Source organism: Sinomonas sp. ASV322, from assembly GCF_030908245.1.
GTDB lineage: Bacteria > Actinomycetota > Actinomycetes > Actinomycetales > Micrococcaceae > Sinomonas.
Genome location: NZ_JAVFJJ010000004.1, coordinates 72168 through 95279, shown reverse-complemented (window position 1 = coordinate 95279; position 23112 = coordinate 72168). Strand labels below are relative to the sequence as shown.

Sequence of the window (23112 nt, the reverse complement as noted above, 5' to 3'; positions counted from 1 at the left end):
GCCCTCCCGCCCTCGCAGCCGCGCCCCGCAGCTAGAGTGATCCCGTGACCACTTCGACCGACCGGGGCCTTGCTCGACAGGAAGCGCCCCGCACGTCCCTGTTCACCGACCACTACGAGCTCACGATGCTCCAGGCCTCGCTGCATTCGGGCGCGGCGCACCGGCGGGCGGTGTTCGAGGTCTTCGCGCGCCGCCTCCCCGACGGGCGGCGGTACGGCGTCGTCGCGGGAACTGGCCGACTGCTCGAGGGGATCCTCGGCTTCCGCTTCAAAGACGAGGAGCTCGCGTTCCTGGGGCGCACTGGCGTCGTGAACCGCGAGACGCTGGACTTCCTTGCAGACTACCGATTCTCGGGCGACGTCTGGGGCTACGCCGAGGGCGAGGTCTATTTCCCGAATTCGCCCGTCCTCATCGTCGAATCGACGTTTGCCGAGGCGTGCATCCTCGAGACTTACCTCCTCTCCGTGCTCAACCACGATTCGGCGATCGCCTCCGCCGCATCCCGCATGACGATCGCCGCCAATGGCCGGCCGTGTATCGAGATGGGCTCGCGCCGCACGCACGAGGAGTCGGCCGTCGCCGCGGCGCGCGCCGCCGTCGTCGCCGGTTTCGCAAGCACCTCGAACCTCGCCGCGGGCCTGCGCTATGGACTGCGCACCGTCGGCACCGCCGCGCATTCCTTCACCCTTCTCCACGATTCCGAGCGCGACGCGTTCGAGGCGCAGGTCGCCTCGATGGGGCCCGGAACCTCGCTGCTCGTGGACACGTACGACGTCGAGACCGCCGTCCGCACGGCCGTGGACATCGCGGGCGATCGCCTCGGCGCGGTCCGGCTCGACTCGGGCGACCTCATCGGCCAGGCGCACTGGGTCCGGCGCCTCCTCGACGAGCTCGGCAACGTCAACACGCGAATCGTCGTGACCTCGGACCTGGACGAATACGCGATCGCGGCACTCGCGGCCGCGCCCGTCGACTCGTACGGAGTCGGGACCTCGCTCGTCACGGGATCCGGCGCCCCGACGGCGTCGATGGTCTACAAGCTCGTGAGCCGCACGGACGACGACGGGGACTTCGTCTCCGTCGCCAAGGCCGCCAAGAACAAGCAGACGGTCGGCGGACGCAAGTATGCCCTCAGGCGGCTCGGCGATGACGGCCTCGCAACCGCCGAGGTCATCGGCGTCGGCCAGGCTCCCGAAGGCGACGGCAACGACCGCCCGCTCCTCGAGCAGTTCGTCAAGGACGGCGAACTGATGCCGGGCTGGACGGGCGCCGAGGGCGTCGAACGGGCGCGAGCGCGTCACGCGGCGTCAGTCGCCGAGCTCCCGCCTGCGGCGCACCGCATGCACCGCGGCGAGCCGGCGATCCCCACGGTGTATCTCGAGGGCTGAGCCAGTCCGCGGTCCCCCGCACGTTGGAGAATGGAGCTATGAAGCGCGCACTCATCATCGTGGACGTGCAGAACGACTTCTGCGAGGGCGGTTCGCTCGCGGTCGACGGCGGCGCAGCCGTGGCCGGGCGCCTCACCGACTATCTTGCGGGCCACGCTGGCGACTACGGCGCCGTCGTGACGACCCAGGACTGGCACATCGATCCGGGCGAGCATTTCTCCGACCATCCGGACTTCGTTGACTCATGGCCCACGCACTGCATCGCCGGCTCGCACGGCGCAGAATTCCACCCGAGCCTCGACATCTCGAACGTGGACGCGATGTTCCGGAAGGGCCAGTACGCGGCGGCGTATTCGGGCTTCGAGGGGCATCTCGCCCAGGCGGGCGATTCCGAGGGCACCTCGGACGACTCACCCGGCCTCGACGAGTGGCTCTCGCGACACGGCGTCACGGACGTCGACGTCGCCGGCCTCGCGACCGACTACTGCGTCAAGGCCACCGCCCTCGACGCCGCGCACGCGGGGTACCGCACCACGGTGCTCCGGGACCTCAGCGCCGGCATCGCCGACGACCTCGAGCCCACGTTCCACGACCTCGAGGCCGCGGGCGTCCGCCTCGCCTAGCATCCAGGGGTCACCACCCGCGGGTCCCGCCCCATCCAAGGGTCACCACCCGCGGGTCCCGCCCCATCCAAGGGTCACCACCCGCGGGTGCCCCACCATCCAAGGGTCACCTACCGCGGGTGCCGCCCCATCCAAGGGTCACCACCCGCGGGTGCCGCCCCATCCAAGGGTCACCACCCGCGGGTGCCGCCCCATCCAAGGGTCACCTACCGCGGGTGCCTGTGGATAACTTCCGCGGTGGCGGCTGGCTTCCCGGCAGACTTAGCCGTATGACCGCACGCGCGCCCCTGCCCGAGCCGTTTCGAGACCAACCCTTCACCTTCACCGACGCCCTCACGGCCGGCATCATGCCCGGTCGGCTGCGAGCGGGTGACCTCGAGCACTGCAGTCGCGAGATCTACCGCCCAAGTACCCACGATCCGAGTCTCGCGGAGCAACTAGAAGTTCATCTCGCGGTCACCCCATTTGGCTGGGGGTCGCATCGAACGGCGGCCAAGCTGCAAGAGCTTCCGCTTCCGCCGTGGTGCGACGAACACGACCAGCTGCACCTCAGCAAGCCGGACCATCTTCCCCGGGTACGCCGGAAGGGCGTCGTCGGGCACCGGGTTCGGGTCCGTCCAGGCGAGCTTCACCACATCGGTGGGCTTCTCATGACGACTCCCTCCCGGACCTGGCTCGACCTAGCGAACGAACTGACCCCGGACTTCCTCGTAGCCTTCGGAGATCAGCTCATCCGCCGCCCGCGCGCGGAGTTCGAAGGCAGAGACCAGCCCTACGCCACGATCGAGTCGTTGCGCGCGATGCTCAAGGATCACTCGTGGTCCCGCGGGGTCGGGAAGGCCAAGAGCGCGCTCGAACTCATGCGAGTTGGCTCGGATTCCGTCCCGGAAACCCTCCTCCGACTCGCGATGGAAGCGGCCGGCCTGCCGGATCCGGAACTGCAGCTGCGGCTGTATCCCGACAATCCGAAGTCGCCGACCGCCGACCTCGGGTACAAGCGCTTTCGACTTGCAATCCAGTACGAAGGGGGCCATCACCTCGATGAGGCGCAACGGCTTACCGACGCACGCCGTGATCGCGCGTTCCATCAAGCCGGATGGACGGTCATTCTCGTGACCGTCGAGGACCTCCGCGACGACTTCAGAGAGGTCATCCGGCGGATCCGACGTCATCTTGCGGAACGGGCGGCCTAGAACCCACGGGACGTGACCCCTGAACGCCACCCCACCCACGGGACGGGACCCCTGAACGCCACCCCACCCACGGGACGTGACCCCTGAACGCCACCCCACCCACGGGAGGTGACCCCTGAACGGCTAGCGGCCGACGAACCAGTCCTGGAGCTTCTTGAGCCGCGCCCGGATCTGCTCCTCGTTGGCCTGGGCGACGGCCGGCCCACCGCACATCTCGCGGAGCTTCGTGTGGACCACGCCATGCGGAGTTCCGGTCCGTGCGCTCCACGCCGACACGTTCTTCGCGAGCTCGTTGCGGAGGTCCATGAGCCGGCGATGGTCGGGGAGGCCCGAAGGGCCAGAAGTAGCCGACGACGTAGGCCCCTTGGTCTTGCGGCGCGAGACCTGCTCCTGCTGGCGCTGGCGCAGGAGCGTCGCGACCTGCTCCGCGTCGAGCAGCCCGGGGATACCGAGGAAATCGAGTTCCTCGTCGGAGCCGATCTCGCCGCCCGTGCCGAACTCGCCGCCGTCGAAGAGGACCCGGTCGAACGCGGCCTGCGACTCGAGCGCCTCGTACTTGCCCTTTGCGAGCGTGTCGGAGGCCTTCTCCTCGCGGTTGGCCTCGTCGATGAGCGATTCCTCGAGGTCCATGAGCCCGTCCTCGTTCGAGGACGGGCGGTCGAGCGCGTGGTCGCGTTCGACCTCCATCGAGTTCGCGAGCGCCATGAGCTGCGGGACCGAGGGCAGGAAGACCGACGCGGTCTCGCCTCGCTTGCGGGCGCGCACGAAGCGCCCCACGGCCTGGGCGAAGAACAGCGGCGTCGAGGTCGACGTCGCGTACACGCCCACGGCGAGCCGTGGCACGTCGACCCCCTCGGACACCATGCGCACGGCGACCATCCACCGGGCGGCGCCGTCGGAGAATTCCTCGATCCGGTTCGACGCCTTCGCGTCATCTGACAGGATGATCGCCGGCGATTCGCCCGTGATCTTCTTGAGCTGCCCCGCGTACGCCCGAGCGTCCTCGTGGTCGGTCGCGATGACGAGGCCGCCGGCGTCGGGCACGGTGCGCCGCACCTCGGTGAGGCGCCGGTCGGCGGCGGCGAGGACGGCGGGAATCCACTCGCCCTGGGGGTTGAGCGCCGTGCGCCACGCCTGCGCGGTGACGTCCTTCGTGACGGCAGCCTCGCCGAGCGACGCCGCCATCTCCTCGCCCGCGCTCGTGCGCCACCGCATCTGCCCCGAATACGCCATGAAGATGACGGGACGGACCACATGGTCCCGGAGGGCCTGCCCATAGCCGTACGTGTAGTCGGCCTTCGACCGGCGGATCCCGTCTGGGTCCTCGGCGTAGTCGACGAAGGGAATGGGTGACGTGTCGGAGCGGAACGGCGTTCCCGTGAGAGCGAGCCGGCGCACGGCGGGCTCGAACGCCTCGCGGAGGCCGTCACCCCACGAGAGCGATTCGCCGCCGTGGTGGATCTCGTCGAGGATCACGAGCGTCCGCGCGGCCTCGGTCTTCGCGCGGTGCAGGAGAGGCTTGCTCGCGACCTGCGCGTACGTCACGGCGACGCCACGGAAGTCGCGGCCGTGCTGCCCGTCGGAGTTCTTGAAGTTCGGGTCGATCGCGATCCCGACGCGCGCCGCAGCGTCGGCCCACTGCCGCTTGAGGTGATCCGTCGGGGCCACGACCGTCACTCGGTTGACGACCCCCCGCTCGAGGAGCGTTGACGCGATACGGAGCGCGAACGTCGTCTTGCCTGCGCCGGGCGTCGCGACGGCGAGGAAGTCGCGCGGAGCGCGGTCGAGGTATCTGTCGAGCGCCTCCTGCTGCCACGCGCGGAGCTTGGGGGCCGTGCCCCACGCGGCACGTTCGGGGTAAGCAGGGGGGAGGGCGGGAGAAGCCAGCGGGAGGGCGGGAGAAGCCAGCGGGAGGGCGGGAGAAGCCAGCGGGAGGGCGGGAGAAGCCAGCGGGAGGGCGGGAGAAGCCAGCGGGAGGGCGGGAGAAGCCAGCGGGAGGGCGGGAGAAGCCAGCGGCAGTTGCGGAGGCTCATGCCCACCGAAGAGGGTTTCCGTCACGCGCGTCCCGCTTCGCGAACGACGGGCGACGGCGTGCGAGTCCTCGAGCCGGCCACGGCACCGAAGAAGGCGGAGACAGCGAGAACGCCGACGAGTACCGCGAACACACCGGGTCCCGGGGTCCTGTCTGGGTTGAGCAGCAGGGAGTAGAGCGTTCCGGCTCCGGCGGTTCCAATCACTCCACCGAGCATATCGGCCAACTGGAGCGAGGCCGAATTCCTCCCGCGCTCGGCCGCGTCGCTCAGATCCAGGAGCAGGACTGAGGTCGTCGTGGTCGCGACGCCCATGCCCATACCGGCCACCGCCCATGCGGCGGCGAGCAGCCACGGCGACGCCTCGGTTGCGACTACGGTCGCGACACCTGCCATGCACGCCCCCAGAAGCGCCGGCCCCACCACAAGGTACGTGGGCCGCGCGAGCCACCCCTTCGCCTGCACGAACGAGCCCGCGGTCCACCCCAGCGCGCCGCCCGTGAGGGCGAGCCCGGCGATCGACGGCTCAAGCCCGTACCGTTCCACAAGCATGAGCGGGATGAACGCCTCCGCGCCGAAGAACGCGAGCGTGAGAAGCCCGCGCACCACGATGACGGCAGGCAGCCCGCGGGCCACACGCACGACCCCGCGCGGGAGGAGCCGAGGGATGGTCGCGAGGACGGCCGCGAGGCCGGCAAGCCCCACAAGGCCGAGCAGGACGGGGGTCAGCACGTCCCGGACCGAGGGGTCGGCCGAGGACTGGGTGGCCCACTGCGCCGCCGCGACGCCCACGGCGAGCGTCAGCCCGAGGAGGCTGCGCCGTCGTCCTTCGCCCGCAGCCATTGACCTCTCTTCGGGTACGCCGAGGCTCCGCACGCGCGGCCACGTGAACAGCACGGCCACGACAACGATCGGCGCGACCCCGTAGAACGCCCAGCGCCAGCTCCCGTGCTCGGCCAGCACGCCGGACACGTAGGGTCCCACGAGCGACGGCACGACCCACGCCGCCGAGAACCAGCCGAACAGAACGGGCTGGAGCGCCGCGGGCAAGGCCTGCCCGATGATCACGTAAACCGGCACGATCATGAATCCGGCCCCCGCGCCTGAGACCATGCGCCCAAGCGTGAACGCACCGAAGTCCCACGCGCCGCCGCAGAGGATGAGCCCCACGGTCATGAGGCCGAGACCGGTCAGAAGGGACGGACGGGCACCTTTGACGTCACACCAGGAACCGGCCGCTGCGGTCGCCGCCATCGCCGCCGTGAGGTAGAGCGAGAACGCCATGCCGTAGGCCCGGGCTCCGCCGAGTTCGCCCGCGACAACCGGCATGGCCGTCGTGACCGCCATCGCCTCGAACGCGCTGCACGTGACGATCGCAAGCAGACCGATGACAAGCCCGCGGTAAGCCCGGGACATGAGTCCTTGGGCCTCACCGCGGGGCCCGGCCCCCATTCAGGAGTTCTCGCCGTTGTCGCCTGGGCGAAGCCCCTCGTAGATCTCTTTGCACGTGGGGCAGACCGGGAACTTCTTCGGGTCGCGGCCCGGTGTCCAGACCTTGCCGCACAGGGCGATCACGGGTTCGCCGGTGAGGGCCGATTCCATGATCTTCTCTTTGCGGACGTAGTGGGAGAAGCGTTCGCGATCGCCTGGCTCGAGCTCCTCGCGGACCTCCTCGCGCTCGATCGTCGCCGTCGAGCCGGAGGTCGAGGGGTCCCGCGGATCGTTCGCGTAGGGATCGAAGGGGTCAGCTGTGCTCATGCGTCCATGCTAGCAATGGGGGCCGACACAGCAGCCCCACGGGAAGGCTGTCAACCCGCTCGCACGAGCGATGCATACACCTCGGGCCCCCGCCGTTCGAGCCACGCGCCGCCCAGCAGGATGCCGCCGACGAACAAGGCGCCGCCAAGCCCGAGTCCCACCCCGAGGGCGGCCCATCCGAATCCGGCCGCACCCGTGACTGCCGAGAGGACCACGAGCACGATCTCCGGCACCACGAGGATGCCGAGGCCGATCATGCCGCCCAGCTGGACGAGGAGGGTCTGCATCCTGTTCCCCGGCGACCTCTTGAAAGGGCTCTCGCCCGGGAGCGGAACCGCAACGGTGAATCGGGCCGACACCGTCGACGCAAGCCCCGCCCCGCTGAGAAGCACTCCGAGGGCGAGACCGAGGTATCCCGGCAGCAGGTCCCACCGTCCCGTGACGATGAACGGCACGAGCGTGATGACGAGCGCAGCAGGGAGAGCGAACGTCATGAGCGCGAGGGCTCGCCCCCAGCGGTCCTCGCGCCCCCGGACGCCCGCAACGAGATGAAGGGAGAAAGCCGTCGAATCGTAGGAGACGTCCGTCGACAGCGACCACGCGAGCAAGAAGGCAGCGATCGGACCCGACAGGAGGAAGACCTCGGAGTTGTGCCGCTGGACCGATGAGAAGAAGAGCAGTACCGGGATGAGCGGCACGAGAATGAGGGCCGCACCGTACCGCGGGTCCCGGATCCAATACGTGAGCGATCGGGCAGCAATGGCCCCCGCCGGCGTCTGCGGCATCCAGCCGAACGCGCCCAGCCCCCGGCGTGCGGCGGGCAGGCTCTTGGACGACGCGCGGCTGGCTGGCGTCACGAGGGCTCGCGCGAGGGCGCGGGACCAGACCCAGGCGGAGAGGGCAAGGGAGGCCGCGGCGACAGCCAGCTGCGCGAAGCCTTCGGGGGCGTCCCCCGCCGCGAAGGATGCCGGAGCGGCGAACGCCGCCCCCAGCGGAGTCCATCCAAGGACACCTGCCACCGCCTTGAAGACCGTGACGTATGTCTCGATGCCCCGCGCCGCGAAGGCGATGATCGGTCCGAGGAGCATGAGGGGGACCATGAGGATCAGCCGACTCGCCTCGCGAAAGCGCCGGGACGTGGCAAGCTCGGTCGCGGCGCTCGCCACGAGTCGGCTTATGACGACGCACAGCGCGAGAGCGACGACGGCGCTCAGGGCGGCTGCGGCGAAAGGTGCTGGGCCTCGTGCCCATGTCACGGTCGTCGCGGCGAGCGCGAGCGCCGTGCACGCGCCCGGAATGCCGATCAGGCCGGCGGCGGCCTGTCCCAGGAGCAGCTTCGGGAGCGGGATCGGAAACAGCGCGAAGCGCGCGGGGTCGAGCGTGAGGTCAACACCGGAGACGACGATCGGAGCGAGCGCCCAGCCGGCTACAAGTGCGGAGCCCGCGACGACGAGGATTGTCCGGGCGAGATCCGCGTCGGCGAGGCGGAGGGCGATGAGCCCGGAGATGGCCAGGGCCAGGACGCCGAGTCCGTAGAGTGCTCCGATGATGAGTCCCACGAGCTGGCCGACGCTGCGGCGAAGCCCGTTGCGGAGCAGGACGACCTTGAGGGTGATCAGGTGTGCAACCACGAGAGGCCCTCCGTGGGACCGTGGCCGCCGACGAGCTCGACGAAGCGGTCCTCGAGCGTCGACCCCGCGCGCACGTCGTCGACCGTTCCGGCCGCGAGGATGCGTCCCTTGGCGACGACGGCAACGTGATCGCACATGCGCTGGACGAGGTCCATGACGTGGCTCGAGACGATCACCGTCCCGCCCGAGCGGACATAATCCGTGAGGATGCTGCGGATGTTCGCGGCTGAGACGGGGTCGACCGATTCGAACGGCTCGTCGAGCACGAGGAGCCTCGGTGCGTGGACGAGCGAGGCCGCGAGCGCGATCTTCTTCGTCATGCCGGCCGAGTAGTCGACGACGAGCGTCCGCGCGTCGGCGGTCAGGTCGAAGGCCCCGAGCAGCTCGGCCGTCCGCTGTGCGACAGTTGCCCGGTCGAGGCCGTGCAGGAGGCCCGCGTAGGTGATGAGCTGCTCGCCGCTCAGGCGGTCGAAGAGGCGGACCCCATCGGGCAGCACTCCCATGAGCCGCTTCGCAGCGATGGGTTCGCGCCATACGTCGATGCCGAGGATGACCGCCGTCCCCGCATCGGGCCGCAGGAGGCCCGTGGCCATCGAAAGGGTCGTCGTCTTTCCCGCGCCGTTGGGGCCCACGAGGCCATAGAACGAACCCGCGGGGACCTCAAGGCTGATTCCCTCGACGGCGGGCTTGCCGCCGAAGGACTTCACGAGCCCCCGCAGCGAGAGGGCCGATTCGCCGTTGCCATGATTCGGCGCGGCGTAGCTGGGCACGGTCATGACCACACGCTAGCAAGCCAGCGCGCGCGAACGGATCCACCGTGAGGATGAGCCCGCGAGGATGATTCCGGCTCAGAACAGCGCGCGGGCGAGCTGCTGCCTGGCCGCGCTCACACGGGGGTCCGTCGTTCCGACGACCTCGAACAACTCGAGAAGCCGCACGCGCGCCGTGTCCCGCTCGGGACCGAAGTTCCGGCTGATGAACCCGACGAGCCGGGCGAACGCATCCTCCACGTGGCCTCCCTGGAGGTCGAGGTCCGCCACGACGAGCTGGGCTTCGACGTCGTCGGGGTTCTCCGCCGCCGATTGGCGGGCCACCTCGGCCTCGCTCTGCCCAAGCCCCTGGACGCGCGTCATGAGGTGCACTTGCGCGAGGGCGGCCTTGGCCTCGTGGTCGGAGGGCTGCTCGGCGATGGCCTTCGTGAGGGCTGCCTCGGCGGCGGCGAAGTCGCCACGCTCGAGCGCCTCGTAGGCCTCCGCGTGGAGGGGAGGAAGGGGAGGCTCCTCGAGGGGAGCCGCGGGGGCGCCGTCGACCGTTCCCGTGACGCCGTTCGCCTCGGCGACGCGCAGGAGCTCGTCGAAGAGCTGCCGGGACTGCGCGGGTGCCGCCGCACCCTGGAACAGTGGGATCGGCTGCCCCTTCAGGAACGCGATCGCGGTCGGAACGGCCTGGACCCCGAGCGCCTGGGCGAGCTGGGGGAAGGCCTCGATGTCTGCCGTCGCGTAGCCGAGGCGCCCGCCGTAGGCGTCGACCTGCGGGCCGAGCTCGTCGCGGACCCGCTGCGACTCGGGCGAGTACTGTGCCCACAGGAGCACGACGATCGGCGCCTGCGACGAGAGCTGGACGATGTCGGGGAAGTTCGCGTCGTCGATCTCGACGGCCAGGCCACCGCCCTCGGCCCCCGGGGCGCGCTCCGCCTCGCGTTCCGGCGTCGTCCCCTCGCCGCCCGCTGCGTCAACAGGGCGCGCTGCTCGCTGGGGCGGCGCCGCGGTCGCACGCGCCTTGAGCGCGGAGAGGTCGACGGCGCCGCGGAGGCTTGCGGAGGGCACATGGGGATTGCGGGAACCGGGAACGCTCATGGCTCCACCATAGTGCGAGGGGCGGAACCGCTCACAGCAGTTCCGCCCCTCGCGAAGTCGGGCTCGCCCTCGGAGCCCGTGGGTTTGTCAGCTGACGCTCGCCCCCACGAGATTGCGCGTCGCGCCGACGAGGGTGAGCTGGCCCTTCGCACCGTCGGCCGGGATGTAGAGGACGACAGACTCGCGGAACTGCAGGGTCATCTTCGTCGTGGCCTCCTTGCCGCCCGCGAGGGCCGCGGCCGAGTCATCGGCCAGGGTCACCTTGTCCCCCGAGGACTTGGGGGTGCCCGAGATCGTGAAGTCGAGCGGGGCCACGAGGATGGCTCCCCCGTCCGCAGTGCGGTAGGCGACGGCGTCGTTGGCAGTTGGGTTGTGGGTGAACGTCAGGTTGCCGTTGGGGCTCGTCTTGACGACGTCGGCCTCGTAGTCGAGCGTGTCCTTGATGTACGCGTTCTCGGGAATCTTGTCCTTCCACGCGTCGCCGTTCGTGAGGCGGTCGCCGAGGCCTCGCAGGGCCTCGTTCGGCGAGTAGGCGAGGCCGCTCTTCGCGTCGAGCGCGAGCTGCTCGGCTCCGGCCTTGGGCGCGTTCGGGAACGCGGGGCCGGGCAGGAGCGGGGAGACCTCGATGAGCTTGTAGTTTGCCCTCGCGTTGTCCTGGCGGAGAGTCAGGATCTGCGGCGTCGTGTTGCCTTCACCCCGCGTCACGGCCATGACCGTGCGCGGCCACGAACGCTGCGTCGTGACGACGCTCGTGCGCAGCGACGCGCCGCGCACGGGGCTCAGCGCCGCCGCGGAAGCGACGGACGCCCGGATCTTGTAGTTCTGGGTCCGCGCGAGGAGTGCGGATTCCCCAACACGCGGCTCGAGCTGCTTCGAGTCCTTCGCCTGGTCGCCCGCGGCGACGGCGTTGGCGACCTGGTCAAGGATGCGCTGGAGCTGCTCGTCGACGAGAACCTTCTCCTGCGCGGGCGCCGCGCTCGCACTCGCCGAGGCGGCCGAGCTGGCCGGCGAGGGGTTCGCCGAGCCCGGGGGGCTCGGCGCCGTGGTGGCGTGCGCCGCGCCGGCGCCCGTGACGAGGGCGACGACGACGGCGACGGCCGCCGATGCCGCTCGCCGGGCCGAGCGGCGCTCGGCCCGGCCCGGCGTGCTGTCCCCCGCGTCCGGGCCCGGCTGAGCGGCGGCCTCGGCAGCAGGCTTGCGAGCGCCGGGCCCGCCCCGGCGGATCACGAGGAGCACGATGGCGGCAGCGAGAAGGAGGGCGCCGAGCACGATGAGCGGGACGGCCCACGGGGTCGTCTCATTGCTCGGCCACGTGATCGTGATGTCGTGCGGCGCGGGCTTCGTCCCATCCGTCGCGAGCACAAGCTGCCAATCGCCGTCGTCCGGAAGGTCCCAGCGGTAGTCGAGGGAACCCGAGGCGTTCTGGGCCGTCGCGAAGGTATCGGCCGAAGCCGGCGACGGCGCGCTCGGCTCGCCGTCCGTGAAGGAAGCCGTCAGCTGCTTTCCGTCCGCTGAGGCGCCGTCGATCGTCGTGTGGGCTGTCTTGCCGACCCATGCCGCGACGTCGTCGGGGCGTCCCACGGCGAGGACAAAGTTGCCGTCGCCCTTGATCGCCACGTCCGCCTCGCCTCCGCGGAGGCTGCGCAGCTTCGTGTCGATCACGGTCAGCGGGGCCGCCTTGACGTCGGCCTGCAGCGTCGCGGTGACCGTCTGGGGAGGCGCCCAGAAGGTCAGCTGGCCAATGCCGGCCACGAGAGCTATCAGGCCCAGCAGCAGGAGCGCGGCTGCGGTCTTGACTCGCACAGAAAACACCTCACGTTGGGGAAGGGGATCACTCAATGGTAACCAAATCGTGATCTGATGACCCACTCGGACGTTCGCCGATGGGCGTCGAAGGCGCTCGTCGGCTCTCGACTCCTTCGCCTCCTAATTACCTCCGAAGCCCGGAACTGCGCGGCTGATAGGGTGGCGAGAGGCCCCATGGGAAGGCAAGAACTGTGGCAGACGAAACCCGTCCGACGCCCGGCGACGAACCGCGTCCGGCACTCGAGGAGACGCTCGCCGACGAGGGCCGCATGCACTGGGACGTGCGCGGCTTCGCGAACCGGCTGCGCCGCCCGCTCCCCGGTGCCCAACCGCGGGTCCGGTTCCTCATGCCGCCCGTCCAAGAGGGCGAGGAATCCCCGGCCGAGGACGATTTCGGCGCCCCCGGGCCGCGCATGTCGTCGAAGCACCCCATCTATATCGGATTCATGGGCACGGTCGGCGTCGGCATCGCGCTTGCGCTCTACTACATCGCGCAGCACACGACCCAGTTGCTCGTCTGGATCCTCGCGGCGCTCTTCATCGCCCTCGGCCTCGACCCCGTGGTCCGCTGGCTCGAGGGCCGGCGTCTTCCCCGCGCGCTCGGAATCGTCATCACGCTCGTGGCCCTCCTGGGAGTTTTCGCGGCGTTCTTCGGGACCCTCATTCCCACCCTCGTGGACCAGATCACCCAGCTCGTCAACGCGTTTCCGGGCTGGATCACGGACCTCCTCCACTCGGACCTCTACAAGAGCATCGACGAGCAGTTCGGCATCAAGCAGCGCGTCACCGAGGAGCTCCAGAAGTTCGGCCAGAACTCCCAGGCCATCACAGATGTCTTCGGAGGGGTCCTCGGGGTTGGATCCACGATCGCGAACACGGCATTCGGCTCGCTCGTCGTGCTCGTCCTGAGCCTCTACTTCCTCTCCGCCCTGCCCGCCATGAAGGTGTGGGCCTACCGGCTCGCCCCTCGCTCGCGCCGCCACCGCGTCGAGGCACTCTCCGAGCAGATCACCCGCTCAGTCGGAAACTACGTGATCGGGCAGGTCCTGGTCGCGGTGCTCAACGCGACGTTCGCCTTCATCGTCATGAGCATCCTGCACGTCCCGTTCGCGGCCCTTCTCGCGTTCGTGGTCGGCTTCCTCGCGTTCATTCCGCTGGTCGGGGGCGTCGTCGCGGGCACGACAATCGTTCTCGTCGCGCTCACCCAAGGCTGGCAGACGGCACTCATCCTCGGGATCGCGTACTTCGCCTACCTCCAGTTCGAGGCGTATTTCGTCTCGCCGCGCATCATGCAGAAAGCCGTCGCGGTCCCCGGCCCCGTCGCCGTGATCTCGGTCATCGCCGGGGGCAGCCTCCTCGGCGTCTTGGGCGCCCTTATCGCCATCCCCACGGCGGCGGCCGTCATGCTCCTCATCAGGGAAGTCTTCATCACGCGCCAGGATCAGCACTGAAGAGCCCAGTCCTGCACCGAGGAGCCCAGTCCAGCACTGAAGAGCCCAGTCCTGCACCGAGGAGCCCAGTCCAGCACTGACGCGCTGAGCCGGGCGCTCGGCTCAGCCGACAGCCGTCGCGACGGGACCGTCCCACGCTGTGGGCAGCTGCCACGCACGCGTGCCCGGCACCGCCGTCGTCCGCTCGGCTCCCGCTCCCCCGGCGACCGTGCCGACGATCTCAGCGAGGGCGCGCTGGACGAATTTCTCGCCCACCCACAGATGCTTGGCCCCGTCGATCCCCACGACCTCTGCCTGCGGGACGGCCGCGAAGCGCTGCGCCGCCTCGGCGGGACGGAGGTAGTCGTCGTGCTCGGGGACGAGGACCTTGAGCGGCCTGCCGAGTGCGGCCCACGCCGCCAGATCCGAGTCGTCTGCGCGATGAAGGGGCGGAGAGAGCAGGATCGCCCCCTCGATCTCGGCGGCCACGGGCGGCACGGCGCCGTACTTGAGCGCGAGTTCCGTGCCGAACGACCAGCCGACGAGCCAGCGTTCCGGCAGGCCGCGCTCGACGGCGAAGCGAACGGCTGCCTCGACGTCCGCACGCTCACCGACGCCCTCCTCGAACCGACCCTCGCTCGTCCCGCGCGGGCTCGATGTGCCACGGGTGTTGAAGCGGACGACGGCGACGTCCGCGAGGGCGGGAAGGCGGAAGGAGGCCTTGCGGAAGACGTGCGAGTCCATGAAGCCCCCGTGCGTGGGCAGCGGATGGAGCGTCACGAGGGTGGCGACCGGATCCCGGTCGAGCGGGAGGGCGAGCTCGCCGACGAGCATCAGACCATCTTCGGTGCGAAGCTCGATGTTCTCGCGTCGCGCGGGGAGGACCGTGTTGGCGCGGATCTCGACCGGGCCGTCGGGCGCACTGAACTCGTAGGACTGGGGGTCGAAGGGCATGGGAACAGCCTATGCCGCGATCGGCGCCCCGGTCGGCGGACCCGCGATCAGCGATACCGGAACGTCCGCGTGCGCCAACAATGTGTGTGCCAGTGCCGCCGCTCCGCGATCCCGGCCTCCGCGCCGAAGAGGTGGTCGTCGGCCCACACCACGAGGTGCGCGACGCCGGGAGGGATGGGCCGCGAACAGCCTGGGCACGTGTAGACCTTCGCGGCGCTGCGCGTCGTCACCGTGCTCACGCGCCATTCGCCGTCGGGCGCCGATTCGAGCCGTTCGAAGTCGGCGAGGATGCGCTCGAGGTCGTAGTCGTCGTCCGGGCCTTCGGCGCGGCGCGCGTTCAGCTCGCGGGCCGAGGGGTTGCCCGTGAATCGGGGCCGGCGGGGGCGGTTCGAGCGGGGCACTGTCTTATTTTCCCCCACCTGGCTTCTCCCACCCACCCGACTGGCTTCTCCCACCCACCCGACTGGCTTCTCCCACCCACCCGACTGGCTTCTCCCACCCACCCGACTGGCTTCTCCCACCCACCCGACTGGCTTCTCCCACCCACCCACCCTGCTACGGGTAGAGTGCTCGGGTGCGACTCGTCATTGCCCGCTGCTCCGTGGACTACGAAGGCCGTCTCAAGGCCCACCTCCCGCTCGCGACTCGGCTCCTGCTCGTCAAGGCCGACGGCTCGGTGCTGGTCCACTCCGACGGCGGCTCCTACAAGCCGCTCAACTGGATGAGCCCGCCCGCGACGCTCCGCGTCACCGCAGCCGAGGGGGCCCAGTTCGAGGAGGGAATCGTCGAACAGTGGACCGTGCAGTCCGCCAAGACCGACGATCGCCTCATCGTGAACATCTACGAGCAGCTCCACGATTCGAGCCACGAGCTCGGCGTCGACCCCGGGCTCATCAAGGATGGCGTCGAGGCGGATCTCCAGCGCCTCCTCGCCGAGCAGATCGAGACGCTCGGCGCGGGCTACACGCTCATCCGGCGCGAATACGCGACGGCCATCGGCCCCGTCGACATCCTCGCGCGCGACGCGAACGGCGGAACGGTCGCCGTCGAGCTCAAGCGGCGCGGCGACATCGACGGCGTCGAGCAGCTCACGCGCTACCTCGAGCTACTCAACCGCGACCCGCTGCTCGCCCCCGTGCGCGGCGTCTTCGCGGCCCAGCAGATCAAGCCCCAGGCCCGCGTCCTCGCGAACGACCGCGGCATCGACTGCCTGACGCTCGACTACGACGCCCTGCGCGGTGTCGACGACTCGGAGAGCCGCCTGTTCTAGGGACGGCGGAGCCTGGACCGCTGGGTCGGGCAGATCAGCAGGTCACGGCCCGGGGACGGCGTCGGTCTCCTCGTCGCCGTGGCGGTGAACGACCTTCCATTCGCCGGCCTCGCGACGGTAGACCTGCGTCACCCGGAGCACGTAGGCGCGGGCAGAGCCGTCGACGCTGACCGACGTGATCTCCCGATGCGCCGTGTAGGCCATGTCGCCGCTCACATCAGCCGCGATCAGCTCGATGTCGCTAGAAGCCGCATCGGAGAACCCCCGAGCCAAGTTCGAGAAGACCTCACGCACCGCCTGACTGCCGTTGGCGCTGATCCACGCGCCGAACAGCGTGATCGGTTCCCGCTCCGACCAGGTCCCAAACCTCGGCGCCGGATCGCCGTTGTGCAGCGCCACTTCGGCGGCCCACCACGTCGTGTTGAACCATTCGAGGAAGTCGTCACGATCGCCCACGGGGCATATTCAACTCCGGGGCATGCTCGCGCTGCAAGGCCGCCGGACTCGATCGGCGATGCGCGGCGTCTCGCGGCCCAGCAGATCAAGCCACAGGCTCGCGTCCTCGCGAACGACCGTGGCATCGACTGCGTGACCCTCGACTACGACGCCCTGCGCGGTGTCGACGACTCGGAGAGCCGCCTTTTCTAGCCGCTGCGGGCCGGTCCGCGGGGCCGAGCGCTCCCCTATGATCGTCGTATGACTTCCCCGGACCCCGCCCAGGCCCGTCTCATCGCCCGCGGGCGAATCGTGAGCGACGGGGAGGCGATCGACGACGGCGTCGTGGCCCTTGAGGGCGACAGGATCGCCTTCGCCGGCCCCGCGGCAGACTTCGACGCTGCGGCCTTCGGCGGGGACGAGGTTCCCCTCCCCCCCGACGCGGTGCTCCTTCCGGGTCTCGTCGACCTCCACTGCCACGGCGCTGCAGGGGCCGACTTCCCGAGCGCCGACGAGGAAGGCTCGCGCCGCGCAATCAGCTTCCTTCACCGTTCAGGCACCACGAGTCTCCTCGCGAGCCTCGTGACGGCAGCCCCCGAGGATCTCCTGCGCGGCGTCCGGCTGTTCGCGCGGCTCGACGCCGAGGGGCTCGTGGAAGGCATCCACCTCGAGGGGCCGTTCCTCTCGCAGGCCCGCTGCGGCGCGCAGAACCCCGCGTTCCTCCTCGAGCCAGACCTCGGGCTCGCAGAAGAGCTCATCGAAGCGGCCGAAGGCAACCTCGAAACCATGACCTACGCTCCAGAGCTTCCGGGAGCCGCCGAGCTCGTGGACCTCCTGACGGCCCACGGCGTCACTCCGTCTCTCGGCCACACCGACTGCGACGACGCGACCGCAGCGGCATCGCTCGAGCAGGCCCTCGACGAGCTCACCGAGGGAGGCTTCGACGGACAGGCGTCCATCCCGACGGTGACGCACCTGTTCAATGGCATGCCGTCGCTGCACCATCGTGCCCCGGGGCCCGTCGCGGCGTGCCTCCGCACCGCAGCCGCGGGCCGCGCCGTCGTCGAGCTCGTCGCCGACGGCGTGCACCTGGACCCGGCGACGGTCCGCACGGTCTTTGCGCTCGTGGGCGACTCCAATATCGCGCTCGTCACGGATTCGATGGCCGCGGCCGGCCTCAGCGACGGCCACTACATGCTCGGGCCCTCGCCCGTGACCGTGCAGGACGGCGTCGCGACGCTCGACGCAACGGGCGCGATCGCGGGCGGAACGGCTACCCTGCTCGAGGTCGTCCGGCGTACGGCCGCCGCAGGTGTGCCGCTCGAGTCCGCCGTCAAGTCCGCCACCGCGGTCCCGGCGGCAGTCCTGGGCCGTTCGGACGAATTCGGAAGCCTCCGCCGGGGCCTCCGCGCCGATCTCGTGGCGACGGACTCTCGCCTCGAACTCGTCGCGGTCGTCCGGGCGGGCCAGCTGCTTGAGGCGCCGGGCCAGAACTGAACCCGGCGGCATTCAGGATTTGTTCCCCCAGAATTGGTTTCCCGGTTTCGTATGCCATTGACCGCACATGCTGGGCATGATTGGCTATATCCAGTCTTGATGTAGTTAGCAGTGTCTGTGAGCTAGCAGCCAGTTCAGCTAGCAGAGCATGCTCGCAAGACCGTTGCGAGCGCGAAGCTCCTGATATCCAGTGCGTGTCAGGTTCTTCCCGCGGAGTAACTGGGCCCTCAGCACAAGCGGGGGCCATCAATCGGAAATCCACAGGAGAACACAGGTAATGGCACAGGGAACCGTCAAGTGGTTCAACGCTGAGAAGGGCTTCGGCTTCATCACCCCGGATGACGCTGAGGGCGACGTCTTCGTTCACTACTCGGAGATCAAGTCGAACGGCTTCCGCACGCTCGAGGAGAACCAGCGAGTCGAGTTCGAAATCGGCCAGGGGGCCAAGGGCCCGCAGGCCATGGGCGTTACCGCCCTCTGACGCCTCGCGCTTCGAGCGGGGGCCCCGGATTCGGGGCCCCCGCTTTTTTGTGCCTCCGTTGCGTTGGGCCAGCATCTCGGGCTATTTGTGACAGATTTGGTCAATTTTGCATGCGTCAGCGCACGAGAGTCCTCAGAAGCCGCATGCGGTGCCTCATCGTCAAGCCCGGGAGGTAGGCCTCGGCGAGCGCCCGTCCGATCGCGGGAAGCTGGAGCGAGTCCTGGTAGTACATGTACAGGGCACGGTATTCGGGCTGGAAATGGGATTTGAATCGGGCGAGCGACCTGAACCCATAAATCGGCTCGAGCGCGTGGCCCGTCGCCTCGAGAATTCGTCCCAGGAGCTCGTCCTGGCCCTCGACTGCCGCCCGTTCGCCAGCCGGATCGGCTGCGAGCGGCGAGCCCGAGAGCGAAATGGTGTCGACCGTCGAGCCGAGCTCGCTGACTGCCGAGGCAACGAGGAACTCCATGACTCCCGGGAAGCCGTCGGGGCTGCGGCGCATGAAGTCGAGGGTCCAGCTCACGATCTGCCCCTCGCTATAGACGGGGAGCCAGCTCGTGGCGCCGTGAAGACCTCCCTCGCCGTCGACGGCGAGGCACAGGAGAACCTCGGGGTCCGCAAGCTCGTCGAGGCCGCCCAGTGTGAAGCCCATGTCCGGAAGTGTCTTCCGCGCGGACCACTCCTCCGACAGGATGTGGAGCTGCGAGCGGCGGTGTGGGCTGAGCGCGACGTAGCGCACCCATTCGGCCTTCACCCCCGTCTTCCTCGCCCGGTTGACGGCGGTACGGACGTTCTGCCAATCCTTGCCCTTGAATTCGAGCTCGCGGATTCGGAGTCGCGTCTCCTGCGCGACCTCGACGCGTCGGAATCCGCGTTCTCGCAAGAGCGGCCAATGGTCTTCCGTGAGCGAGTAGAAGCACGGGACGAGAGCGTGGCGCGAGCAATAGCCGATGAACCCCTCGAGCGCCGCCGGCCCGCGCCCCGGTGACCCGATTGGGCCCGCGACCGAGAGGGCGACGCTTCCGTGCTGCTGGAACGCGATGCCCGCGGCGGCGTGCTCGTCGAACCAGAAACGGTTGGGAGGCCACAGCGTCATCCATGAGAGGCTGCTCCCGCCTCGGTGGACGAGGCGGCGCGCAAGGTGGAGGCTGTCGTCGCGCGCGCCGAGCGTCTGCTGGCCACGGAGGACGGCGACGACGACGCCCGCGAGCGCCGCGGCCCACAGGATCAGTCCGCTGTACGTGAAGAGCCACAGCTCGAAGCCGTCACGGTCTCGGAACAGGGCAGCGTAGCTCGTAGGCAGCGGGGACGGGAGATACTGCCGCACGAGCTCCTCGACGAGCCCCCACACCCCGCCCGGCCTCCCGGTTCCACCGTCCTTGAACCACAGCACGACGTAGAGGGAGACGAGGCCCCCCGCAAGCGCTGCGCCCGCGGTCTGCAGCCGTCGCCTCATACCGCGCGCCGTTTCGACCGGGAAGAGGTCTCGGTGCATCCAGAGCACGACGACGAGCGCGAGCGCCGCGATCACGACGGGCAGCACGTGCACGATGCTTGATCCAAGGACGCCGGTGCGTCCCGGTCCCGGACGATACGGGATGCGGAGGAACGAGCCGATGTAGCCCGCCGCGAGGACGAAGACCGCGAGCTGAACGCCCACGGCCACCCGCAGCGCGACCGAACGGCCCCGCCTGAGCCCCTCCGCGCACACGAGCAGGATGAGAACCGGCAGGAGGGCCGTGAGGTAACCAGCCGCCGAAAGGACCGTCGGTGGACCTGACGGGAGGCAGACGGCGTTGATGGAGCCGGCGCAGTCCTGTTGGATCTGGGCGAGGACGGGAAGGGGGTTGAGGACCATCCCACGGACGAGCGCGAGCGGGCCGGTGGGGCTGCGGCTGAAGGCCGTCAGGAGAGGGCCGATGGCCACAACCGCTACGAGGAGCGAGAGGAGGTTGCGCCGTTCGCGAATGCTCGGCAGCCGGAAGTGCCGCTCCGGCGCGGGGCCTGCCGTCCACCAGCCGGCGACGAGGCCCACGAGGGCGCCGATGAGCCCGAGAACGGTCTCCGAATGGCCCACGTAGAGCACGAGCATCCCGGCGATGACCAAGACCACTGCGCGCACGCGGCGCCTGAGGAGCGCCCCCAGGGAGCCGCTCGCGGCGAGACCACACGCGAGCGCTGCCGGGTACGGCCCGAGGATCGGCACATCCACCATCGACCCGAGCCAGTCGTCACCGAGCCAGCGCGCGAGCTGGGCGAGCGTGAAGAAGACGATGAGGCTCGCGAGCTGCCCGCCGAAGAAGAGCACGAGCGTGCGCCACGGCCTGAACACACGCTCGGCCAACGGGACGAGGCCCGCGATCACGACGGTGCCCGCGAGATAGGCGAACGGGTTCGAAGCGAAGAAGACGGACGTGATCGGGGTCCACCATTGCCCCCCGCGGAGCCCGGCGAAGTTGCCTCCGACGAGGTTGTAGAGGTCCTGGTCCGGGCCGGCGAGGATGCTGTCCGAGGCAAGGCCGACGATCCAGAACACCGCGACGATGGTGAGGGTCACCGGATAGCGCCCGAGCGCGCCGAGCCACCGGCGCACGGCCTCGCGCATGGCATCTGCGAGCGCTCCGGACGCACCGAACCTGGGACGGCCAAGCCCACTCGTCACCGGGCTGCCCGCCGCGCGAGCGGCAGACTCGCGCCGCCCGGCGGTCACGCAATCCCCCAGCGTCGGGCCAAGAGGTCAAGTCCCGACGGCCAGGCCTTCGCGATCATCTCCCACGAGTGTCCCTCGCCGTCCGCGGAGAACTCATGGACCTCGACACCCGAGGCCTGCGCCTGCGCCGCAATCACCCTGGCCTGCCGCGTGAAGTCCTGATCCCGCGAACCCGCGGCGAGGAACAGGAGGCCCTCGTGGCGGCTCGAGGCGAAGAAATGCGCGGGCACCTCGGAAGCGAAAGCCGCGGCGTCGCCGTCGAACGCCAGATCGATCGTCTTGGTCCGGTCCTTGGCGAGGGCAGGCTCCTGCTCGGCGGCGAAGCCCAACGCACTCGTGACGAGTTCGGGATGCTTCGCGAGGAGCTGCACCGCGCACGTGCCGCCAAAGGAGAACCCGCCCGCGGCCCACAGCGACGGGTCCTCGGCGACGCTCACATGCTTCTTGACCCACGGGATGACGTCATTGACGAGATAGCTCTCCGCCCGCCCGAGCTTGGTGTCCATGCACATCGTATTCGCCGACGGGCTCCCGTTCGGATCGACGACGACGGCGACCGGGGCGACTCCACCGTGATCGGCGGCAAAGCGATCGAGCTTGTGCCGCAGGCGCCCGCCCACGATCCAGTCGGAAGGGTTTCCGGGCTGCCCCGGGACCAGCAGGAGCACGGGAAGCTCGGGCCTCGTGGGGGCAAAATATGCGGGCGGCAAATAGACGTACGTGGGTCGCGCCGCGAATCCAGACGACGGCGCGGGAATCTGGACGGTGCGCAGCTCTCCGCTGGGCGGAAGTCCACCGGCACGAGACCACGCCCCAAGCGCCGCCGTCGGGTGCGCCGACCGATCGAGAGACGGATCGAACGGGCGGATGTGGCTCAACGAGACGCCTGCGAGGTCCGCGAGCGTGAGATTGAGGCCGAAATAGGCGTTGATGAGCTGGCCCGAGAGGAGAGCCATCGCGGCGGCCGAGAGAATCGCGACCACCCGGCGGCCCCAGGCTCGCCGCGCGAAGCCGATCCGGACGAGCGCCGCGACAGCCAGGACGGCCCCGAGGACCCCGAAGCCCGAAGCGGTCAGGACCTCGGCGGGAAGGTCTTCGGGAAAGACGTTCGCGATGTCCACGAGGAGCCAGTGCGCAACAGCCGTGATGGCCGCTGCTGCCGCGACCGCACCGGCGCAGATCATGAGGATGCGATGCCACGGATCATTCCGCGGCCGCGCGGCGAGGATGACGAGCGACCCCAGCCCCGCGAGGGCCAGAGCCCAGCACACAACAGCCGCCGGGCCGTCGACGATCCTCACGTCATAGAGCGCGTCCATGTCGGGGTCAGCGCCACGTTCCGACGCCGATCACAGGCCCAGCCTCGAGCCACGACGCGAGGCCCGCATAGGCGCGGAAGTCCATGGCGAAGCGCACCTCGGCGCCGCGGTGCATGAGCTCCACGATCACGACGTCGGCCTGGACCTTGGGCCGCTCGGCCTCCGTTGGCAGACGCCGACCCTGGAGCATGAGGGCGCTCCGCGTGAAGCGCCGCTTGGGGAGCGGGCTGAGAGAGAGGAGATCGAACCACTCGAGTTCGGCGTCCTGATAACGGCAAACCCCCATCCGCCATGCCCCGGAGGACAGGCTGATGGAGGCATCTACCGTGCCGAGGGTGCGCCGCAGAACGAAGCGGCGCACCCCCAGGGCACAGAGCATTGCTGCAAGGAGCAGGAAAATCGCTGCCAGGACGATGAACGGAAGAGCAGAATCGTCCATTGAGTGTGGCTAACGGATCCCCGCGACTGACTCGCTGATCTGTGCGTTGTCCGCGACGATGACGACGCGGTTGCTGTCGACGGAGAAGAATCCCCCATCGGCCTCGACGACGATCCGCGAACCCGAAACAGGCTCGATCTCGATGTTGCCCGCATGGAGCACTGCCAGCACCGGCGTGTGGTTCGGGAGGATCCCGATCTCGCCGTCGGCCGTACGGGCCTTGACCATCTTCGCCGCGCCGGACCACACGAAGTGGTCCGCCGCGACAACCTCGACTTCGAGCTCAGCCATG

The 23112-nt window shown here is 69.5% G+C and carries 22 protein-coding genes and 1 pseudogene; 8 read left to right on the top strand and 15 right to left on the bottom strand.

Annotated elements, in window-relative coordinates; genetic code table 11:
* Positions 1–44 precede the first annotated feature (44 nt).
* Both RBS12_RS07095 and RBS12_RS07090 read left to right on the top strand, forming a co-directional pair.
* The gene (locus RBS12_RS07095; protein WP_307965373.1) at positions 45–1388 is read left to right on the top strand and encodes a nicotinate phosphoribosyltransferase; all 1344 of its coding nucleotides are present in this window, start codon (positions 45–47) and stop codon (positions 1386–1388) included.
* A gap of 38 nt (positions 1389–1426) precedes the next feature.
* The gene (locus RBS12_RS07090) at positions 1427–2011 is read left to right on the top strand and encodes an isochorismatase family protein (RefSeq protein ID WP_307965372.1); all 585 of its coding nucleotides are present in this window, start codon (positions 1427–1429) and stop codon (positions 2009–2011) included.
* Between the two features lie 437 nt (positions 2012–2448).
* On the opposite strand, the gene RBS12_RS07085 is transcribed toward RBS12_RS07090, so the two are convergent.
* Complete coding sequence (locus RBS12_RS07085; protein ID WP_307965371.1) at positions 2449–2646, bottom strand: hypothetical protein; 198 nt, start codon at positions 2644–2646, stop codon at positions 2449–2451.
* 15 nt (positions 2647–2661) lie between these two features.
* On the opposite strand from RBS12_RS07085, the gene RBS12_RS07080 reads away from it, so the two are divergent.
* Complete coding sequence (locus RBS12_RS07080; RefSeq protein WP_307965370.1) at positions 2662–3204, top strand: DUF559 domain-containing protein; 543 nt, start codon at positions 2662–2664, stop codon at positions 3202–3204.
* A 123-nt stretch (positions 3205–3327) separates the two neighbouring features.
* On the opposite strand, the gene RBS12_RS07075 is transcribed toward RBS12_RS07080, so the two are convergent.
* The 7 genes from RBS12_RS07075 to RBS12_RS07045 form a co-directional block, all read right to left on the bottom strand.
* Positions 3328–5091, bottom strand: a complete 1764-nt coding sequence (locus RBS12_RS07075; RefSeq protein WP_307965654.1) for a DEAD/DEAH box helicase — start codon at positions 5089–5091, stop codon at positions 3328–3330.
* Between the two features lie 167 nt (positions 5092–5258).
* Complete coding sequence (locus tag RBS12_RS07070; protein ID WP_307965369.1) at positions 5259–6650, bottom strand: MFS transporter; 1392 nt, start codon at positions 6648–6650, stop codon at positions 5259–5261.
* A 36-nt stretch (positions 6651–6686) separates the two neighbouring features.
* Entirely contained in the window at positions 6687–6992 is a 306-nt protein-coding gene (locus RBS12_RS07065) for a DUF3039 domain-containing protein (RefSeq protein ID WP_307965368.1), read from the bottom strand.
* A gap of 50 nt (positions 6993–7042) precedes the next feature.
* Complete coding sequence (locus RBS12_RS07060) at positions 7043–8623, bottom strand: transporter (protein ID WP_307965367.1); 1581 nt, start codon at positions 8621–8623, stop codon at positions 7043–7045.
* On the bottom strand, positions 8608–9399 hold the full coding sequence (locus RBS12_RS07055) for an ABC transporter ATP-binding protein (protein ID WP_307965366.1): 792 nt from the start codon (positions 9397–9399) through the stop codon (positions 8608–8610). Before RBS12_RS07055 ends, RBS12_RS07060 begins: the two co-directional genes overlap by 16 nt.
* A gap of 72 nt (positions 9400–9471) precedes the next feature.
* Positions 9472–10479: a tetratricopeptide repeat protein gene (locus RBS12_RS07050; protein ID WP_307965365.1), complete on the bottom strand. Its 1008-nt coding sequence runs from the start codon at positions 10477–10479 to the stop codon at positions 9472–9474.
* Positions 10480–10566: 87 nt separating this feature from the next.
* Positions 10567–12282: a hypothetical protein gene (locus RBS12_RS07045; protein ID WP_307965364.1), complete on the bottom strand. Its 1716-nt coding sequence runs from the start codon at positions 12280–12282 to the stop codon at positions 10567–10569.
* 194 nt (positions 12283–12476) lie between these two features.
* On the opposite strand from RBS12_RS07045, the gene RBS12_RS07040 reads away from it, so the two are divergent.
* Positions 12477–13736 (top strand): AI-2E family transporter, encoded by a 1260-nt coding sequence (locus RBS12_RS07040; RefSeq protein ID WP_373886491.1) that lies wholly within the window; start codon positions 12477–12479, stop codon positions 13734–13736.
* 102 nt (positions 13737–13838) lie between these two features.
* Here the strand turns inward: RBS12_RS07040 and RBS12_RS07035 are convergent, their stop codons facing one another.
* Both RBS12_RS07035 and RBS12_RS07030 read right to left on the bottom strand, forming a co-directional pair.
* The gene (locus tag RBS12_RS07035; protein ID WP_307965363.1) at positions 13839–14669 is read right to left on the bottom strand and encodes an alpha/beta hydrolase; all 831 of its coding nucleotides are present in this window, start codon (positions 14667–14669) and stop codon (positions 13839–13841) included.
* 47 nt (positions 14670–14716) lie between these two features.
* A complete protein-coding gene (locus tag RBS12_RS07030) occupies positions 14717–15070 on the bottom strand; it encodes an ATP/GTP-binding protein (RefSeq protein WP_307965362.1) in 354 nt (117 codons plus the stop codon).
* Between the two features lie 173 nt (positions 15071–15243).
* Between RBS12_RS07030 and nucS the strand changes: the two genes are divergently transcribed.
* Positions 15244–15939 carry an endonuclease NucS gene (gene nucS, locus RBS12_RS07025; protein WP_307965361.1) on the top strand — a complete coding sequence of 232 codons (696 nt, stop codon included), beginning with the start codon at positions 15244–15246 and terminating at the stop codon, positions 15937–15939.
* A gap of 42 nt (positions 15940–15981) precedes the next feature.
* Here nucS and RBS12_RS07020 read toward each other — a convergent pair whose 3' ends face one another.
* The gene (locus RBS12_RS07020) at positions 15982–16395 is read right to left on the bottom strand and encodes a nuclear transport factor 2 family protein (RefSeq protein ID WP_307965360.1); all 414 of its coding nucleotides are present in this window, start codon (positions 16393–16395) and stop codon (positions 15982–15984) included.
* Positions 16396–16467: 72 nt separating this feature from the next.
* Between RBS12_RS07020 and RBS12_RS07015 the strand changes: the two are divergent.
* The 3 genes and pseudogenes from RBS12_RS07015 to RBS12_RS07005 all read left to right on the top strand — a co-directional run.
* Positions 16468–16587 (top strand): annotated as a pseudogene (locus tag RBS12_RS07015) (endonuclease); the annotation flags it as partial.
* Between the two features lie 48 nt (positions 16588–16635).
* On the top strand, positions 16636–17871 hold the full coding sequence (locus RBS12_RS07010; protein ID WP_307965359.1) for an amidohydrolase family protein: 1236 nt from the start codon (positions 16636–16638) through the stop codon (positions 17869–17871).
* A 277-nt stretch (positions 17872–18148) separates the two neighbouring features.
* A complete protein-coding gene (locus tag RBS12_RS07005; protein WP_307965358.1) occupies positions 18149–18352 on the top strand; it encodes a cold-shock protein in 204 nt (67 codons plus the stop codon).
* A 115-nt stretch (positions 18353–18467) separates the two neighbouring features.
* Here the strand turns inward: RBS12_RS07005 and RBS12_RS07000 are convergent, their stop codons facing one another.
* The 4 genes from RBS12_RS07000 to RBS12_RS06985 are packed head-to-tail and all read right to left on the bottom strand — an operon-like array spanning position 18468 to position 23111.
* The gene (locus RBS12_RS07000; RefSeq protein ID WP_307965357.1) at positions 18468–21062 is read right to left on the bottom strand and encodes a DUF2156 domain-containing protein; all 2595 of its coding nucleotides are present in this window, start codon (positions 21060–21062) and stop codon (positions 18468–18470) included.
* A complete protein-coding gene (locus RBS12_RS06995) occupies positions 21059–22381 on the bottom strand; it encodes an alpha/beta hydrolase-fold protein (RefSeq protein WP_307965356.1) in 1323 nt (440 codons plus the stop codon). Before RBS12_RS06995 ends, RBS12_RS07000 begins: the two co-directional genes overlap by 4 nt.
* 7 nt (positions 22382–22388) lie before the next feature.
* Positions 22389–22820, bottom strand: a complete 432-nt coding sequence (locus RBS12_RS06990) for a DUF2550 domain-containing protein (protein ID WP_307965355.1) — start codon at positions 22818–22820, stop codon at positions 22389–22391.
* Positions 22821–22829: 9 nt separating this feature from the next.
* Complete coding sequence (locus tag RBS12_RS06985) at positions 22830–23111, bottom strand: F0F1 ATP synthase subunit epsilon (protein ID WP_307965354.1); 282 nt, start codon at positions 23109–23111, stop codon at positions 22830–22832.
* Position 23112: the final 1 nt, after the last annotated feature.